The sequence below is a fragment of the Psychroserpens sp. XS_ASV72 genome, assembly GCF_041224425.1.
In the GTDB taxonomy this organism is placed as follows: Bacteria; Bacteroidota; Bacteroidia; order Flavobacteriales; family Flavobacteriaceae; genus Psychroserpens.
In genome coordinates, this window is record NZ_JBGFGL010000080.1 from 342,924 (window position 1) to 358,900 (window position 15,977).

At 35.9% G+C, this 15,977-nt stretch carries 14 protein-coding genes; 10 read left to right on the forward strand and 4 right to left on the reverse strand.

Annotated elements, in window-relative coordinates:
- Positions 1-146: 146 nt before the first annotated feature.
- The gene (locus AB9K26_RS12505; RefSeq protein ID WP_369972892.1) at positions 147-1,211 is read right to left on the reverse strand and encodes an isoaspartyl peptidase/L-asparaginase family protein; all 1,065 of its coding nucleotides are present in this window, start codon (positions 1,209-1,211) and stop codon (positions 147-149) included.
- A 120-nt stretch (positions 1,212-1,331) separates the two neighbouring features.
- On the opposite strand from AB9K26_RS12505, the gene AB9K26_RS12510 reads away from it, so the two are divergent.
- From AB9K26_RS12510 to AB9K26_RS12520, 3 genes are all read left to right on the forward strand, one after another.
- Entirely contained in the window at positions 1,332-2,885 is a 1,554-nt protein-coding gene (locus AB9K26_RS12510; RefSeq protein ID WP_369972893.1) for an aldehyde dehydrogenase family protein, read from the forward strand.
- A gap of 128 nt (positions 2,886-3,013) precedes the next feature.
- Complete coding sequence (locus tag AB9K26_RS12515) at positions 3,014-4,387, forward strand: DUF1800 family protein (protein WP_369972894.1); 1,374 nt, start codon at positions 3,014-3,016, stop codon at positions 4,385-4,387.
- Between the two features lie 2 nt (positions 4,388-4,389).
- Positions 4,390-5,580: a DUF1501 domain-containing protein gene (locus AB9K26_RS12520; RefSeq protein ID WP_369972895.1), complete on the forward strand. Its 1,191-nt coding sequence runs from the start codon at positions 4,390-4,392 to the stop codon at positions 5,578-5,580.
- A gap of 173 nt (positions 5,581-5,753) precedes the next feature.
- Here the strand turns inward: AB9K26_RS12520 and AB9K26_RS12525 are convergent, their stop codons facing one another.
- The 3 genes from AB9K26_RS12525 to AB9K26_RS12535 are packed head-to-tail and all read right to left on the reverse strand — an operon-like array spanning position 5,754 to position 8,521.
- Positions 5,754-6,887, reverse strand: coding sequence for an ATP-binding protein (locus AB9K26_RS12525; protein WP_369972896.1), 1,134 nt, complete (start codon positions 6,885-6,887; stop codon positions 5,754-5,756).
- 10 nt (positions 6,888-6,897) lie between these two features.
- The gene (locus AB9K26_RS12530; protein ID WP_369972897.1) at positions 6,898-7,647 is read right to left on the reverse strand and encodes an SDR family NAD(P)-dependent oxidoreductase; all 750 of its coding nucleotides are present in this window, start codon (positions 7,645-7,647) and stop codon (positions 6,898-6,900) included.
- A gap of 10 nt (positions 7,648-7,657) precedes the next feature.
- The gene (locus AB9K26_RS12535) at positions 7,658-8,521 is read right to left on the reverse strand and encodes an aldo/keto reductase family oxidoreductase (protein WP_369972898.1); all 864 of its coding nucleotides are present in this window, start codon (positions 8,519-8,521) and stop codon (positions 7,658-7,660) included.
- 104 nt (positions 8,522-8,625) lie between these two features.
- On the opposite strand from AB9K26_RS12535, the gene AB9K26_RS12540 reads away from it, so the two are divergent.
- The 7 genes from AB9K26_RS12540 to AB9K26_RS12570 all read left to right on the forward strand — a co-directional run bounded on the left by AB9K26_RS12540 (position 8,626) and on the right by AB9K26_RS12570 (position 15,977).
- Positions 8,626-9,195, forward strand: a complete 570-nt coding sequence (locus AB9K26_RS12540) for a DUF4382 domain-containing protein (RefSeq protein ID WP_369972899.1) — start codon at positions 8,626-8,628, stop codon at positions 9,193-9,195.
- 150 nt (positions 9,196-9,345) lie between these two features.
- Positions 9,346-10,347: an AAA family ATPase gene (locus AB9K26_RS12545; protein WP_369972900.1), complete on the forward strand. Its 1,002-nt coding sequence runs from the start codon at positions 9,346-9,348 to the stop codon at positions 10,345-10,347.
- 103 nt (positions 10,348-10,450) lie between these two features.
- Positions 10,451-11,317, forward strand: coding sequence for a DUF58 domain-containing protein (locus AB9K26_RS12550; RefSeq protein ID WP_369973093.1), 867 nt, complete (start codon positions 10,451-10,453; stop codon positions 11,315-11,317).
- A gap of 2 nt (positions 11,318-11,319) precedes the next feature.
- Positions 11,320-12,972 carry a hypothetical protein gene (locus AB9K26_RS12555; protein WP_369972901.1) on the forward strand — a complete coding sequence of 551 codons (1,653 nt, stop codon included), beginning with the start codon at positions 11,320-11,322 and terminating at the stop codon, positions 12,970-12,972.
- Complete coding sequence (locus tag AB9K26_RS12560) at positions 12,972-13,976, forward strand: VWA domain-containing protein (RefSeq protein ID WP_369972902.1); 1,005 nt, start codon at positions 12,972-12,974, stop codon at positions 13,974-13,976. The genes AB9K26_RS12555 and AB9K26_RS12560 overlap by 1 nt, the downstream gene beginning before the upstream one ends.
- A gap of 3 nt (positions 13,977-13,979) precedes the next feature.
- On the forward strand, positions 13,980-15,023 hold the full coding sequence (locus AB9K26_RS12565) for a VWA domain-containing protein (protein ID WP_369972903.1): 1,044 nt from the start codon (positions 13,980-13,982) through the stop codon (positions 15,021-15,023).
- 120 nt (positions 15,024-15,143) lie between these two features.
- Entirely contained in the window at positions 15,144-15,977 is an 834-nt protein-coding gene (locus AB9K26_RS12570) for a tetratricopeptide repeat protein (RefSeq protein ID WP_369972904.1), read from the forward strand.

Below are 15,977 nucleotides of genomic sequence, written 5' to 3' on the forward strand. Positions count from 1 at the left end.
GATTCAATTTTTGTGCAATCGTATGTTTCTACGAGATGAGTTAAAGTTAAGGCATATTAAACGATAATCGCAGTCTACTTATTAATATGTAGCCAACAAATTAGAATTCGTTCCTAAAGCTATAGAATCCGTTTTTCACATATAAACTAATCTTTATATATCCCAATTTTCAAATCGCCTTCGGCATTCATTTGTGCCCTATACATTCCAGCAGTATTGAATTCAGCAACCATATTCCCATTGTTGTCAATAGCAATAATACCACCATCACCTCCAAGTTCAGGCACTTTGTTTTGGATGACCTCTTGAGCAGCTTCTTTTAAGGTGAGACTTTTATACTGCATGAGTGCAGAAATATCATAAGCCACCATAGCACGAATAAAATATTCACCCCAACCAGTACTCGACACAGCACAAGAATTGTTATTGGCATAAGTTCCTGCGCCAATAATTGGAGAATCACCAATGCGACCATAACGTTTGTTTGTCATACCACCTGTTGAGGTTCCAGCAGCGAGATTTCCATGTGTGTCCAAAGCCGCACAACCAACCGTTCCAAATTTGAAATTTTTGATATCGCTATCATAGAAGTTGACACTAACTGATGTGGTATCAATAGTTGAATTAGTTTCTTTTTCTTGAATTCGTTTCAAAGCATTATAACGTCGTTCAGTATAAAAATAACTTGGGTCAACGATGTCCAAGCCATGCTCTTTAGCAAACCTATCAGCACCTTCACCAGACATCATGACGTGAGGAGATTGTTCCATAATCAGTCTAGCCAAATCAATCGGATTTTTTACAGTAGTAGTGCCTGCTGAAGCACCAGCATTTAAGGTTTTTCCATCCATTATAGAAGCATCAAGTTCATTGGTTTCCGTATTGGTAAATACGGCTCCTTTTCCTGCATTGAAAAGCGGAGAATCTTCAAGAACGTTTATGGTCTTTTGAACGGCATCCAAACTGCTTCCACCTTGTTTTAAAATGCTATGACCAACTCTAATAGCTTCTTCAAGTTTCGATTTGTAAGCCTTTTCCAATTCTGGAGTCATATTTTCCTTAAGAATAGTTCCAGCACCTCCATGAATGATGATGGCAAATGAATTTTGTTTGGCTTCAGAAACAGGAGTGTTGTCTTGTTGTTTTTGAACCTGTTCACCACAATTAAAACAAAATAATATCAAAAAAATAAGTCGAAAAGAGTTTGCCATAATAGAAGGAATTGATAGGTCACTAAAGTTACATTTTTAAGTGGCCCTCTTCAAGAGAAAACTGACTTTTTATTAGTAACTTCGCAACAAAATTCAATAAATCTCAAAAAACATATAGATATGGAAGCTATTGCTACCGATTTCGGAATAAAAGAAGCCTTAACGGAATTAGGCATTAAGGATATAAATGAAGGTACTTCTACAGGATCTGATAATTTTTCAAATGGTGAATTGATTGCATCGTATTCACCTGTAGATGGCCAGTTAATTGCCAAGGTAAAGTCAACCACAAAAGAAGATTACGAAAAGGTCATGTCTGTAGCAACCTCTGCTTTTAAAACTTGGCGATTGATGCCTGCTCCTCAGCGTGGTGAAATTGTGCGTCAGTTTGGAGAGAAACTGAGAGAAAAAAAAGAAGCCCTTGGAAAATTGGTCTCTTATGAAATGGGAAAATCGTATCAAGAAGGCTTGGGTGAAGTTCAGGAAATGATTGATATCTGCGATTTTGCAGTTGGACTATCACGTCAGCTTCACGGATTTACCATGCACTCTGAGCGTCCAGGACATAGAATGTACGAACAATACCATCCACTAGGCGTTGTAGGTATCATTTCCGCATTTAACTTCCCAGTAGCTGTTTGGTCATGGAATACAGCTTTAGCATGGATTTGTGGTGATGTATGTGTTTGGAAACCTTCTGAAAAAGCACCTATCTGTGGTGTGGCTTGTCAGAACATAGCAGCTGAAGTCTTTAAAGCCAACAATTTACCGGAAGGTATTTCTTGCCTTATCAATGGTGATTATAAGGTGGGTGAGTTTATGACAAAAGATAAACGTGTACCATTAATCTCTGCTACAGGATCTACAAGAATGGGTAAAATCGTCGCACAGGAAGTTGCAGCACGCTTAGGGAAGTCATTATTGGAATTAGGCGGAAACAATGCCATTATCGTAACGCCTGATGCCGATATTAAAATGACGGTTATTGGTGCTGTCTTTGGTGCTGTCGGTACTTGCGGACAGCGTTGTACATCAACACGTCGCTTGATCATTCATGAAAGTATTTATGACCAAGTTAAAAATGCAGTGGTTGATGCCTACAAGCAATTACGTATTGGGAATCCGTTAGATGAAAACAATCATGTTGGTCCACTTATCGATAAGGATGCCGTTAAAATGTATCAGCACGCCTTGGAAAAAGTTGTTGAAGAAGGCGGAAACATTGTTGTTGAAGGAGGTGTTTTGGAAGGAGAAGGCTACGAGAGCGGTTGTTATGTAAAACCTGCAATTGCGGAAGCTGATAATTCATTTGAAATTGTTCAACACGAAACATTCGCTCCTGTATTGTATTTACTAAAGTATTCAGGTGATGTTGAAAATGCCATCGATACGCAAAATAATGTAGTTCAAGGTTTGTCTTCAGCAATCATGACCAATAACCTTAGAGAAGCAGAACGTTTCTTATCACATGCTGGCTCCGATTGTGGTATTGCGAATGTAAATATTGGAACCTCTGGTGCTGAAATTGGTGGTGCCTTTGGTGGTGAAAAAGAAACTGGTGGTGGACGAGAGTCTGGTTCTGATGCTTGGAAAGTGTATATGAGACGTCAAACAAACACTATTAATTATACCACTGATTTACCTCTGGCACAAGGTATCAAATTTGACTTGTAATTAATTACAGAATAAATTTCTAATAAAAACCGTTTCAGTAATGAAGCGGTTTTTTTATTTCATAAACTTTGGAATCATTTTTGAAAGCATATAATTAAACCTCTTAATAGCAATCTAGTCATAGGTATATGAAAGCGAAAGATATTCAGCATTTGTTTTGGAGAGCTGGTTTTGGTGAAAACCCGAAGACCTTTCAACGCAACACCTATAAAAACAGGAGCCAAGTCGTTAATGATTTGTTCTTGAGAAGCAATAGCTATCATGAACTTCAGATTGATACTACCGATTTAAATCACTTCAAGGATATTTCGCTTTTACAGAACAAAGCCAAAAGGATGGAGTTTAGAAAACTCACTATCGAGAAGTTCAAGGAATACAATATGTTATGGGTAAATCGCTTGATGAATTCCGATCAAGTTTTAAGGGAAAGAATGACCCTGTTTTGGGCAAATCATTTTGTTTGTCGTGATACCAATATCTTTCATGTGCCTCAATATAACAATACCTTAAGAATGCACGCTTTAGGCCATTTCGGAGATTTTGTTAAGGCCATTTCCAAAGAGGCTTCCATGCTGAAATATCTAAATAATAAGCAAAATAGAAAACAAAAGCCAAATGAGAATTTTGCTCGAGAGTTAATGGAATTGTTCACTTTAGGTGAAGGGCATTACACCGAAGAAGATATCAAGGAAAGTGCTAGAGCTTTTACAGGTTACAATCATAATATTGGAGGAGAGTTTGTTTTTAGAAGAATACATCATGATTACGGATTTAAAAGTTTTTTAGGGCATACAGGTCGTTATGATGGTGATGACATTATAGACATTATTCTTGAACAAAAACAGTGCGCGCGATTTATATGCAAAAAAATATATAGCTACTTTGTCAATGATATCATTGACGAGGATAAAGTTGAGGAATTAACTACGGTTTTCTACAAAGATTACAATATCGAAAACGTAATGCGACACCTTTTTTTATCAGACTGGTTCTACGATAAAAAGCATATAGGATCCAAAATAAAATCACCCATTGAATTCTTGGTTGGGATGGTTCAAACAGTACCAGTAAATTTTAACTCTCCAAAAGATGTTTTAAAAATTCAGAAACTGTTAGGACAAGTCCTTCTCGATCCACCAAATGTAGCAGGTTGGAAAGGCGGTAGAAGTTGGATTGATAGTAATACGATGATGCTTCGCTTAAAATTACCATCGATAATTTTAGCAAATGCAAAAATATCAATTAAGGAGAAGGGTGCATTTGAAGATTCCTTTAAGCGTTACTATTCAAGCCCTAAAAATAACAGGTTTGTCAATGTAGATGTTGATTGGAAAACTTTTGAAGTCAGTTATGGCAATAGGTCTTACGAGGAATTGAAACAACATTTAATTGTTCCGCAAATAAGTAATGGCACTGAATCTTATTTAAAGACCTTGAGCCAAAATTCAAAAAGAGATTATGTAGTACAGTTAATGTCTTTGCCAGAATATCAAATGTGTTAGTTATGGATAGAAGAGATTTTTTAAAACGGTCAACTTTAGCGAGTAGTTTGATTTTTGTTCCTAGTTTCGTCAAAGCATTCGAAACCTATGCAAGTTCAAAATTTGGTTACAAACGATTGGTCATTATTCAATTGGCTGGTGGTAACGACGGACTCAACACAATAGTTCCCTTTAATAACGATGATTACTATCGCAATCGACCAAGTATTGGGATTTCTAAAAATGAAACTCTTAAAATCACAGACGAACTGGGTTTTCATTCGAGTTTAAAACCATTAAAGGCACTATACGATCAAGGGCATTTGTCTATCATCAATAATGTTGGATATCCAAATCCAAACCGGTCACATTTTAGGTCTACAGATATTTGGCAAACGGCCAGCAATTCGAACCAATACCTTCAAACAGGTTGGGTAGGTCGTTATCTCGATAACTTTGCAAAACACCCTTATAATGCTATTGAAATTGACGATAGCTTATCTTTAGCTCTTAAGGGGCAAAACACAAATGGAATTGCCACCAAAAATCCGAATATCCTATACAGAACCTCTCAAGATCCTTATTTTAAAAATGTTTTGAATCATTACCAAGATGCACATTTAAGTGAACACAATCTTGGGTATTTGTATCAAACCATGATCTCTGCTGAATCTTCGGCCAAGTATATTTTTGAAAAATATAAGACCACAAGTAATAATAAGGCTTATCAAAATAATGAATTTGCCAATCAGTTAAGAACAATGTCACGACTCATTAACTCTGGAATGGACACCAAGGTTTTCTACACCTCTTTAGGTGGTTTTGACACTCATGTTGGCCAAGTTAATACCCAAACGAGATTATTGAAAATATATGCGGAAGCCATAGAGGCTTTTGTAAATGATTTAAAACAACAAGGGACTTTCAATGACACCTTAATTCTTACCTTTTCAGAGTTTGGAAGACGCGTCAAACAAAATGCTGCCCACGGAACCGATCATGGAGCTGCCAACAATCTATTCATTATTGGAAACCAGCTTAAAAAACCTGGATTTTACAATGAATTAGGGAACTTAAGTAATTTAGATGATAATGGTGATTTGAAATATACTGTAGATTTCAGATCGGTATACGCTACAATTTTAGATAAATGGCTTGAGGTTAAAGATGATCAAATCTTGAATAAAAGCTTTTCAAAATTGAATTTCATTTAGGCCATAAAAAACAAAAACCTCGTTTCGTAATATCGGCATTCCGATGGAAACAAGGTTGTTTGTAATTGATTAATAGCACTTCAAAAGTCGTAAAAAAAGATATTGCTTTTGAAAAAAAACTATGAGTGGTAAAAAAAACTGTATGAATGGCACGCTTTTGAAAATTTACTAGATTAACTGTATTTAACCTTCCGTAAAATGCGCACAACCTCTTGATAAGAATTGTAAATTTCAGGACTGTAATTCTTTAAATAGGGTTTTGCCTCATGAAGTTTATCAATAGCTTCATGAAACAGGTTCAAATAACAGATGAGGTAAGTGGCCGGAAGATTTTTTAAATCAAAAGCTTCATGTTTGGTTAATGTCAAGCCCTTTTTTAGTTTGTCGATAAGGGCATTATTTGAGTTGTAAATGTGGTGCAATACCTTTTTGTCAAACTGAGGTGGCTCAAATAATAATTTGGTTTCAATGGTATAGTTGGCATTGTCTTCAAATCGGATAATAGTTTCCTCAAGTTCATAATACTTGAATGAATTTTGCAATCCAAGACTCACATATTCCAAAATCTTAAAGGAATTATCATCGTAAGTAATGGTAACCTCATCAAGTGTAGAGTAAAAAAGGCGGACTTGTTCGTTAATTAGTTCAATATCCACTCTAGAATAATAAGTGTTGCTTTTTACCACTTTTTTTTGTCCAGACCAACACAGCACGAAATATTCTTTAAAGACTTTGTATTGTGGATTGAAATCCTCGCGTTTTTTCATGAAATTCAAAACACCATCTAACGTGTATTCAATATTGTTTTGCGCATGTGCTTCAATTTGAGCGACAATTTCAGAATTGACGTCCTCGATTTCAATATCAAATACTTTCGGCATGCTAGTGCTTCCATCTCTAAAAAAAACGGAACCTCCATAATATTTCCAGATGTTTTTTCGAAGAGAGGTAATTTTTCCATTGGGTCTAATGGTAACTAAGCCAACCACTTTATTATCAGGTAAATGTGGGAATGAAATATTCTCGTATTGAACGATAGGCGGATTTGTTAAATAAGCATTGATCAGATTTTGAATCTTACTGTCATCAAAAAAGTTGACACCAATAATCTTATTGTCTTTGTCCTCGATACCAATCAAGATATATGAATTGTTCTTCGGATTGCTGTTCGAAAGTGCACAAATATGTTTCAGAAACTTTGCCTTACCTTCCTTAAATGAAATGTCAACCTTTCGTTTTTTGTCATAAAAACTGTTCTCGTCATTATGAGCCAAAAGATTTTTGATAAGTAGGCGTTTGTTAATCATTGAATACCGATTAGGACTTATTCACAATAGTTGAATTGGCCTGAGCTGTACAGAACATTAAAACATCAGCAATATTGACATGATTTGGCCTGGAAACGGTAAAATAAATCACTTCAGCAATGTCTTCAGGTTGCAAGGCTTTATAGCCTTTATAAACGTTATCTGCAATGGGATCGCCTTTGAAACGAACTTTGGAAAATTCTGTTTCAACCAATCCTGGATTAATAGCAGTTACCTTAATTCCAAAAGGATTTAGATCAATACGCATACCTTCAGTAATAGCCAAAACCGCATGCTTGCTTCCGCAATACACATTACCTTTAGGATACACTTCCTTTCCTGCCGAAGATCCTATATTAATGATATGTCCAGATTGTCGTTTGGTCATATCTGGAATGATAGCTTTGCTTACGTACAATAAGCCTTTCACATTGATGTCCATCATCGCATCCCAATCCTCTAAACTTCCACTTTGAATAGGATCTAGTCCATGGGCATTTCCTGCATTGTTGATTAAAATATCAATAGATTTGAAATCTTCTGGCAAGGAATTGACGGCTTCTTGAGTTGCTTTTTTATCCCTGACATCAAAATTTAAGGTGTGTACATCTGTTTCCTTGCTTAAGGCTTTTTGGATAATATCCAACCGTTCTTGTCGTCTTCCACAAAGAACAAGTCGGATGCCATGTTTAGCAAATTCGTGAGCTGTAGCTCTTCCAATTCCACTGGTGGCTCCAGTAATTAATGCGGTTTTATTCATAATATCTATTTTATGGGACTTTATGACCTTGAGCGGCAACTAATATCTTAAACCAATCTTCTAATTCTAAATCAATCTCCTCAGCATTTTTTGCATTCGTTATTCGCCTTTTATCAGTTGTTCCGATAACAGGATGAATATGTGCTGGATGTTTTAAAATCCATGCCAATAACAATTGATCTTCGGTGGCAGAATATTTATCCATGAGTTCACCCAATTGTTTATGGATGCGTCGTGTTTGTTCGGTATCTTCTTTAAACACACTTCCTAAAGGCGACCAAGCCATTGGTGTTATTTTTTGCATAAGCATTTGATCTAAAGATCCATTATGCATAGCTGTGTGTTGCGTTAGCGAGAATTCTATCTGATTAACGGCAATTGATGTTGCACTAGAAATCAAATCAACTTGTGATGGCGTAAAATTTGACAACCCGAAATCTTTTATTTTCCCTTGTTGCTTCAACGTTGAAATGGCTTCAGCAATAACATCTGGATGCATTAACGGACTTGGCCTGTGCAGTAGAAACAAATCCAAATAGTCAGTTTTCAGATGCTTTAAAGATGTTTCAGCCGACCAAATGATGTAGTCTTTACTGTAATCGTAATGTTTGACAGTGTTATTGCGATTGTCACTCAAATATTGAATGCCACATTTAGTGATTAGTTGGATATGTTCTCTGGAAACACCACTATCTTTTAAAGCCCTTCCGAATTCAGCTTCTGTGGTATAGCCACCATAAATATCGGCATGATCAAAGGTCGTAATTTGGGTATCGATACAATGATGTATCATTGTGATCATGTCTTGTTTTGAATATTGCTTTCCCCAAACGCCCCAAGTCATGGTCCCTGCAATTAATCGAGAATATTTCACTTTTTTTTCAGTTTATATAGGTTTTTCTGCAATTCATGTATAAAAATAGTCAAATCTTGAGGATAAAAGTATTATTGAATTGTAATTATTAATCAACCCAAATCATGTCAATCAAACGTTTTTCTAAATCCATTCTATATGTAGTTTTATTGCTGGTTTCTTTAAGTAGTTGCTCAAAGCAAGAAGAAAGTGGTTTCGAAGACAACAGTCTTGTTAATGTCAAACTTTCGGCTACTCCTTCAGTATATCAATCTTTTAATTTGGATATTATTGAAGTGCAACTTCAGGTTCTTGAAGATCAAACAGATGCGAATGCATGGATTAGTCTGAACACAATTAACACAGGTGTTCAAGATGTCTCACAGTTAAGAGCCAATAAGGTAATTAACTTAGTCGATTTTGAACAAGTTCCTTCAGATTTCATATACAGTATAAAGCTGGTTTTAGGTGACAATAATACCGCTTTAAAGAATGGCGTGACTTATGATTTGTACGTCACTACAGACTATATTAACGGCTCAACAAACATCATTGAAAAGGAGTTTAAGGAAAACAAATTATATGATTTAACGATTGAATTAAACATCGACGAATCAGTTAACTTAAGCTCTGAAAACAGTGCTGAACTTCAACCTAAAACAAGTACACTTTTACGTCTTTACAATTTGTTTTAAAAAAAATAGAAAACTCAATAAATTAAAGGAGTAGTATTAAATGTACTACTCTTTTTTTTAACCAATTGTTAACATCAATCCAAGAAAAATTTTAACAATTTGCGTAACCCAATACAGAAGTATAATTTACTGGCTTTAAATACATAAATAATGGAAGATACAAGTACAGTTGATATCAAAAGTATCAATGAGAAAATAGAAAAGGAAAGTGCGTTTGTTGATTTGTTGGTCATGGAAATGAACAAAGTCATTGTCGGACAAAAGCACATGGTAGAACGCTTGCTTATAGGTTTGCTAGGACAAGGGCACATACTACTTGAGGGAGTTCCTGGTCTTGCAAAAACCTTAGCCATAAACACTTTGTCTCAAGCGGTTGACGGAAGTTTTAGTAGAATTCAGTTTACACCAGATTTACTTCCTGCAGATGTAGTGGGAACTTTGATTTACAATATGAAGGAGAACGATTTCTCCATCAAGAAAGGACCAATCTTTGCCAATTTTGTCTTGGCAGATGAAATCAACAGAGCACCAGCTAAGGTGCAGTCGGCGCTTTTGGAAGCCATGCAAGAAAAGCAGGTTACTATTGGTGACGACACCTTTATACTAGATAAACCATTTTTGGTAATGGCTACTCAAAACCCTGTAGAACAAGAAGGAACCTATCCGTTACCAGAAGCGCAGGTGGATCGATTCATGTTGAAAACAGTTATTGATTATCCAAAGCAAGAGGAAGAGCAATTGATTATGAGAGCCAATTTAAAAGGTGCATGGGATAAGGTTAATCCTGTGGTTTCATTAGAACAAATATTAAATGCTCAAAAAGCCGTTCGCGAAGTTTATATGGATGAAAAAATTGAGAAATACATTCTCGATATTATTTTCGCGACACGTTATCCTGAAAAATACCGATTGGCAGATTTAAAACCACTAATCTCTTTTGGAGCGTCTCCTCGTGGAAGTATTAATTTGGCAAATGCAGCTAAATGTTATGCGTTTATCAAACGTCGTGGCTATGTTATTCCTGAAGACGTGAGAGCTGTCGTTCATGACGTACTTCGACATAGAATAGGCATTACTTACGAAGCGGAAGCTGAAAATGTCACTTCAGAAGACATCATCAATAAAATCGTCAACGAAATCGAAGTCCCATAGAGTGATGATAGTTGATATTTCGTGAGAAGCGGAAAATCTTTATAATGGTTGCACTCTTAATTTGGAAAGTTCTGCAACATTTACGGAAGGACAGATTGGAATAATGGATACTAAGGAATTACTAAAGAAAGTTCGGAAAATTGAGATTAAGACAAGACGCTTGTCTGATCATATCTTTGGAGGTGAGTACCACTCTACTTTCAAAGGTCGTGGTATGACTTTTTCTGAAGTAAGACAGTATCAGTTTGGAGATGATGTAAGAAATATCGATTGGAATGTTACAGCGCGATATAATGAACCTTTTGTCAAGGTTTTTGAAGAAGAACGCGAGCTTACCATGATGTTGATGGTTGACATCTCAGGCTCCAAACTTTTCGGAACTTCAGAACAATTCAAAAATGAAGTGGCTACCGAAATCGCAGCTACTTTGGCATTTTCAGCAACACAGAACAATGATAAAATCGGACTGATTTTGTTTTCAGATACGATAGAACTTTACATTCCGCCTAAGAAAGGACGTTATCATGTCTTGCGAATCATTCGAGAGCTTATTGAGTTTGAACCTCAAAGTAAACGAACCGATATTTCGGAAGCTTTTAAGTTTCTGTCTAATGTAATGAAGAAAAAAGCCATTGTTTTTGTGCTTAGTGACTTTATTGCTGAAGATTATAAGCAAACCTTGAAAATAGCTGCAAACAAACACGATATCACTGGAATTAGAATTTATGATAAGCATGAGGAAACCATTCCAAACTTAGGGATGGTTCAAATGGAAGATGAGGAAAGTGGAGAGCTGGTCTTGGTGAACACAAGCTCAAAAAAAACACGAAATAATTACAGTGCCTACTACAGGGAGAAAGTCAATTATTTTAAAGATGTGTTTACTAAATCTGGAGCTGGTACGATCGATTGTCGTGTTGATGAGAGTTATGTGAAAAAATTATTGGGATATTTTAAAAGACGAGGATAATATTGGATAGATTCAAAACATATAGAAACACAGCAGTTGTAAGCTTGATTTTTCTTTGGGCATTTTCAATTTCGGCTCAAGTGAAATCTTCTATTGATTCGACTTCCATAAAAATCGGACAGGAAATAAAGTACAAAGTTGAGGTTGAAGCAGACACAACCGATTTTGTAGTCTTTCCTGAGGGTCAAAGTTTCATGCCTTTGGAAGTGATTGAATCGTACAAGATTGATACCACAAAAAAGGCTGCTAAATACCAACTTATAAAGACCTATGGCTTAACACAATTTGATTCGGGACGTTACATCATTCCGAAGCAAAAAATTAGTATAGGATCTCGAACCTTTTTTACAGATTCCTTAGAGGTGTTGGTTTCCAATGTTGAGGTTGATACCACAAAACAAGGACTTTATGATATCAAGCCGCTTATTGAGGTCGAAAAAAGCAGTAATAATAGATGGCTGATAATTTTAGGCATTATTGCAGGATTAGCCTTATTGGCATTTTTGCTGTATTGGTTCATTTGGCGAAAAAAACCTTTAACAGAAGAAGCCAAAATAGCCATGCTTCCTCCTTATGATAGAGCGAAATTGGCACTTAAGAATCTGGATGATAGCACCTACTTAGAGAATGCTGAATTAAAAGATTACTATTCTGAACTAACATTCATTATTCGAAAATATCTTGACGAAAAGGTATATGATAAAGCATTGGAAAGCACTACCGATGAATTGATTACGCGCTTAAACCTTTTGAAAGATGCTAATCAGGTTAAAATTAGTCAAGAGGATATCAATAATCTTGAAACCATTTTAAAACGTGCCGATTTGGTAAAATTTGCAAAGTCTTCACCTGATGTTGAACTCGCAAAAATGGACAGAGCAACCATTGATAATGAAATCGATCATGTTAAAGAAGCACTTCCTGAACCAACCGAAGAAGAAAAATTACTGAACCAACAATACAAAGAAGCACAAGAACGTAAAAAGAAACGTAGAAAAATTATTCTTACCGTCAGTATTGCTGCTTTTGTTATTCTGGCAACATTTATAGGTTTTGGTGTCAAATACGGTTTCACTTATGTCAAGGATACAATTGTTGGGCATGAGAGCAAAAATCTTCTGGAAGGTGATTGGGTTTACAGTGAGTATGGTGTGCCACCTGTTATGATTAGTACACCTAAAGTTTTGAAGCGAGAACTAATTAAATTGCCTGAAGAATTACAAGACAAACTTAGCAATACAAGTTTCAGATTTAATTCTTTAGAATCTGGAATAGACATTCAAGTAAGCACAACCACTTTTAATTACACCGAAGAACAAAAAAAGGAACTAGAATCTGATGACGCTAAAGCTAAGGAGTTATTGTCGACCTCTGAACAATTTTTGGATAAACTCGAATCGCAAGGTGCTAAAGACATTACGGTTAAAAGAGAACAGTTTATCACTCCTAATGCTGCTGAAGGACTCAAAACTTATGGAACAATGACGATTGATTATGAAGGTAACCTTTATCCAGCAAACTATATCATTATTTTGTTCAAGGCTGAGAATGTCAGACAACAGGTTTTGTTACAATGGCGAGCAGATGATGTGTATGCAGATCAAATGGTGGAACGCATCTTAAATTCTATCGAACTTAAAAAAGCTGAGGACTGATGTTAGAAGGAATAGAGTTTTTAAATAAAGAATTGTTTTGGCTATTGCTGTTGTTGCCAATAGCTATTATTTGGTATGTCTTTACTAGAAAAAAACAAACAGCCGAATTAAAAATATCAAGCTTAAAAGGATTTAAGACCTCATCGTCTTGGTTACCTCAACTGAAGCCCATCTTATTTTTATTACGATTACTGGCTTTAGGTTTGCTTATTACAGCCTTAGCACGACCAAGAACTGTTGATGTTTCCACAAAAACAAAAACGACAAAAGGAATCGATATCGTAATGGCCATTGATGTGTCGGCAAGTATGCTGGCAAAGGATTTATTACCAAATCGATTGGAGGCCCTAAAAAAAGTTGCGGCACAATTCATCCAAGGACGACCAAACGACAGAATCGGACTTGTGGAATATGCAGGAGAAAGCTATACCAAAACACCAATTACTTCAGACAAGACTATTGTTTTGAGGTCTTTAAGAGATATTAAATACAACACGATTATTGAAGGTGGTACAGCCATTGGTATGGGATTGGCTACTTCAGTAAACAGATTGAAAGACAGTAAGGCTAAAAGCAAGGTTATTATTCTATTAACTGATGGTGTCAATAATTCTGGATTTATTGACCCTAAAATTGCTAGTGAGCTTGCTGTTGAATATGGCATCAAAACCTATACCATCGGATTGGGAACTAACGGGATGGCACTATCTCCTATAGCGATTAATCCTGGTGGGACTTTTCAATATGGAAGGGTTCAAGTGGAGATAGATGAAGATTTACTAAAGAACATCGCAGAAGTCACAGGTGGCAAATATTTTAGAGCTACCGATAATAAAAAGCTTGAAGAGATTTACAATGAAATCAATAAACTAGAAAAGACCGAAGTTGAAGAATTTAAATTCTACAATTACGAAGAAAAATATAGACCGTTAGTGATTATCGCAGGATTGTTACTAATGTTGGAACTGTTGTTGCGATATACAATTTTTAGAAGTTTTGTTTAGGATATGAACTTATTTCAGCTAGAAGAAAAAATATGGTTTTGGGCATTGTTGGTAATTCCGGCAATCATTTTGCTGTTTATCCTACTTCAAATATGGAAACACAGAGCCCAAAAACGTTTTGCTAATAAAACCTTGTTGAAACGTTTAAGTCCGAATCAATCGCTTTTTAAATCCATTTTAAAATTGGTTGTGTTCTGTTTGGCATTGGCAAGCTTGACCATTGCGCTAGTGAATCCTAAAATAGGAACCAAATTGGAGACCGTTAAACGTGAAGGCGTTGATATCGTTTTTGCTGTTGATGTTTCCAAAAGTATGTTAGCTGAAGACATTGCGCCAAACCGCTTGGAAAAATCAAAGCAGTTGGTAACGCAAATCATCAATAATCTTGCGAGCGATCGTATAGGAATTATTGCTTATGCAGGAAAAGCATTTCCACAACTGCCTATTACAACTGATTATGCGTCTGCAAAAATGTTTCTTCAAAACATGAATACAGATATGTTGTCTTCACAAGGAACAGCCATCAATGAAGCGATTGAGTTGGCGACAACGTATTTTGATGATGAAGAACAAACCAATCGTGTGCTCATTATTATTTCTGATGGTGAAGATCATTCCGAAGGTGCCGAAAGCATCGCAGAACAAGCCAATAATGATGGTATTCGCATTTTTACTATTGGTGTTGGGAGCACCAAAGGAGGTCCAATTCCTATTAAAAGAAATGGTATTGTATTGAATTATAAAAAAGATAATAATGGTGAAACCGTCATTACCAAATTAGATGAAGACACTTTAAAAGCCATTGCGTCGGAAGCAAATGGAGAGTATATCAATGGAGAGAATACTATAGAAGTGGTTGATACCATTCGGGATATCTTGAATAAAATGGACAAAACAGAATTTGAGGCTAAGGAATTTGCCGACTTTAAAGATCAGTTTCAATGGTTTATAGCCTTTGCTATCTTCTTTTTGTTTATCGATGTCTTCTTTTTGGAACGAAAAACGGCATGGCTAAAAAGATTGAATCTGTTTAACGAGAATATGTAACGTTGGGAGAATTTATAAAATCTTTAACTATAACAAATTACACAGTTTTTTATATTGCTGATTGGTCTTATGAAGTGGAATAAATTTACATATCAACAATCCTTGCGAAGATTACCATTTATGAATCTTCTTTTCATAATGGTTTTCTTGTTTAGCGTTTCAGTTACAATGGCTCAAGACAAAAAGGAACTGAAAGCCCAACAGCAAAAACTCGAGAAATCCAATAATTACATTTTTCAGGGAAATGAGCTGATACAGAATGATGATTTTGTATCTGCTGAGATGGAATATCGTAAGGCTATTTCAGAACAATCCTCAAATGTTGCTGGAAGCTACAACTTAGGAAACTCCTATTTTGAAAAAGGGAACTATGACGAAGCATTATTCCGTCATACGCAAGCTGCGGAAAAGGCAACTTCGAAATCAGAAAAACACAAGGCTTACCATAATATTGGGAATATTCTCATGCAGAAAAAACTGTGTAAGGAAGCAGTTGAAGCTTACAAAAATGCGCTTCGTAATGATCCGAGTGATGACGAAACACGTTATAACCTTGCGCTAGCAAAAGATTGTGCTGAACAACAGCAAGATGAAGATCAGCAGCAAGAAAAAGAAGGTGAGAAAGAAAATGAAGATGAGAATCAGGACGATCAGAAAAATGAGGATGAAAAAAATCAAGATGATCAGCAAAAGAATGATGAAAATGAAGAAAAGAAAGATGGCGATGATAAAAAAGATGATCAAGGTAAACCTAAAGACGAGAAGGAAAAAGAAGATAATAAAGGTAAGGAACAAGAAAGTCAAGGTAAGCCTCAACCGCGTCCTGGACAATTGTCACCTCAGCAAATTAAAAACTTGTTAGAGGCCATGAACAATCAAGAACAAAAAGTCCAGAAGAAAATCAATGCTGAAAAACAGAAAGGACAACCAATCAAAACAGAAAAAGACTGGTAG

What these genes read in the sequence shown, in the direction of transcription:
- AB9K26_RS12505 (WP_369972892.1), bottom strand. Translation starts at nt 1,211, where the DNA reads ATGGCAAACTCTTTTCGACTTATTTTTTTGATATTATTTTGTTTTAAT.
- AB9K26_RS12510 (WP_369972893.1), top strand. Translation starts at nt 1,332, where the DNA reads ATGGAAGCTATTGCTACCGATTTCGGAATAAAAGAAGCCTTAACGGAA.
- AB9K26_RS12515 (WP_369972894.1), top strand. Translation starts at nt 3,014, where the DNA reads ATGAAAGCGAAAGATATTCAGCATTTGTTTTGGAGAGCTGGTTTTGGT.
- AB9K26_RS12520 (WP_369972895.1), top strand. Translation starts at nt 4,390, where the DNA reads ATGGATAGAAGAGATTTTTTAAAACGGTCAACTTTAGCGAGTAGTTTG.
- AB9K26_RS12525 (WP_369972896.1), bottom strand. Translation starts at nt 6,887, where the DNA reads ATGATTAACAAACGCCTACTTATCAAAAATCTTTTGGCTCATAATGAC.
- AB9K26_RS12530 (WP_369972897.1), bottom strand. Translation starts at nt 7,647, where the DNA reads ATGAATAAAACCGCATTAATTACTGGAGCCACCAGTGGAATTGGAAGA.
- AB9K26_RS12540 (WP_369972899.1), top strand. Translation starts at nt 8,626, where the DNA reads ATGTCAATCAAACGTTTTTCTAAATCCATTCTATATGTAGTTTTATTG.
- AB9K26_RS12545 (WP_369972900.1), top strand. Translation starts at nt 9,346, where the DNA reads ATGGAAGATACAAGTACAGTTGATATCAAAAGTATCAATGAGAAAATA.
- AB9K26_RS12550 (WP_369973093.1), top strand. Translation starts at nt 10,451, where the DNA reads ATGGATACTAAGGAATTACTAAAGAAAGTTCGGAAAATTGAGATTAAG.
- AB9K26_RS12560 (WP_369972902.1), top strand. Translation starts at nt 12,972, where the DNA reads ATGTTAGAAGGAATAGAGTTTTTAAATAAAGAATTGTTTTGGCTATTG.
- AB9K26_RS12565 (WP_369972903.1), top strand. Translation starts at nt 13,980, where the DNA reads ATGAACTTATTTCAGCTAGAAGAAAAAATATGGTTTTGGGCATTGTTG.
- AB9K26_RS12570 (WP_369972904.1), top strand. Translation starts at nt 15,144, where the DNA reads ATGAATCTTCTTTTCATAATGGTTTTCTTGTTTAGCGTTTCAGTTACA.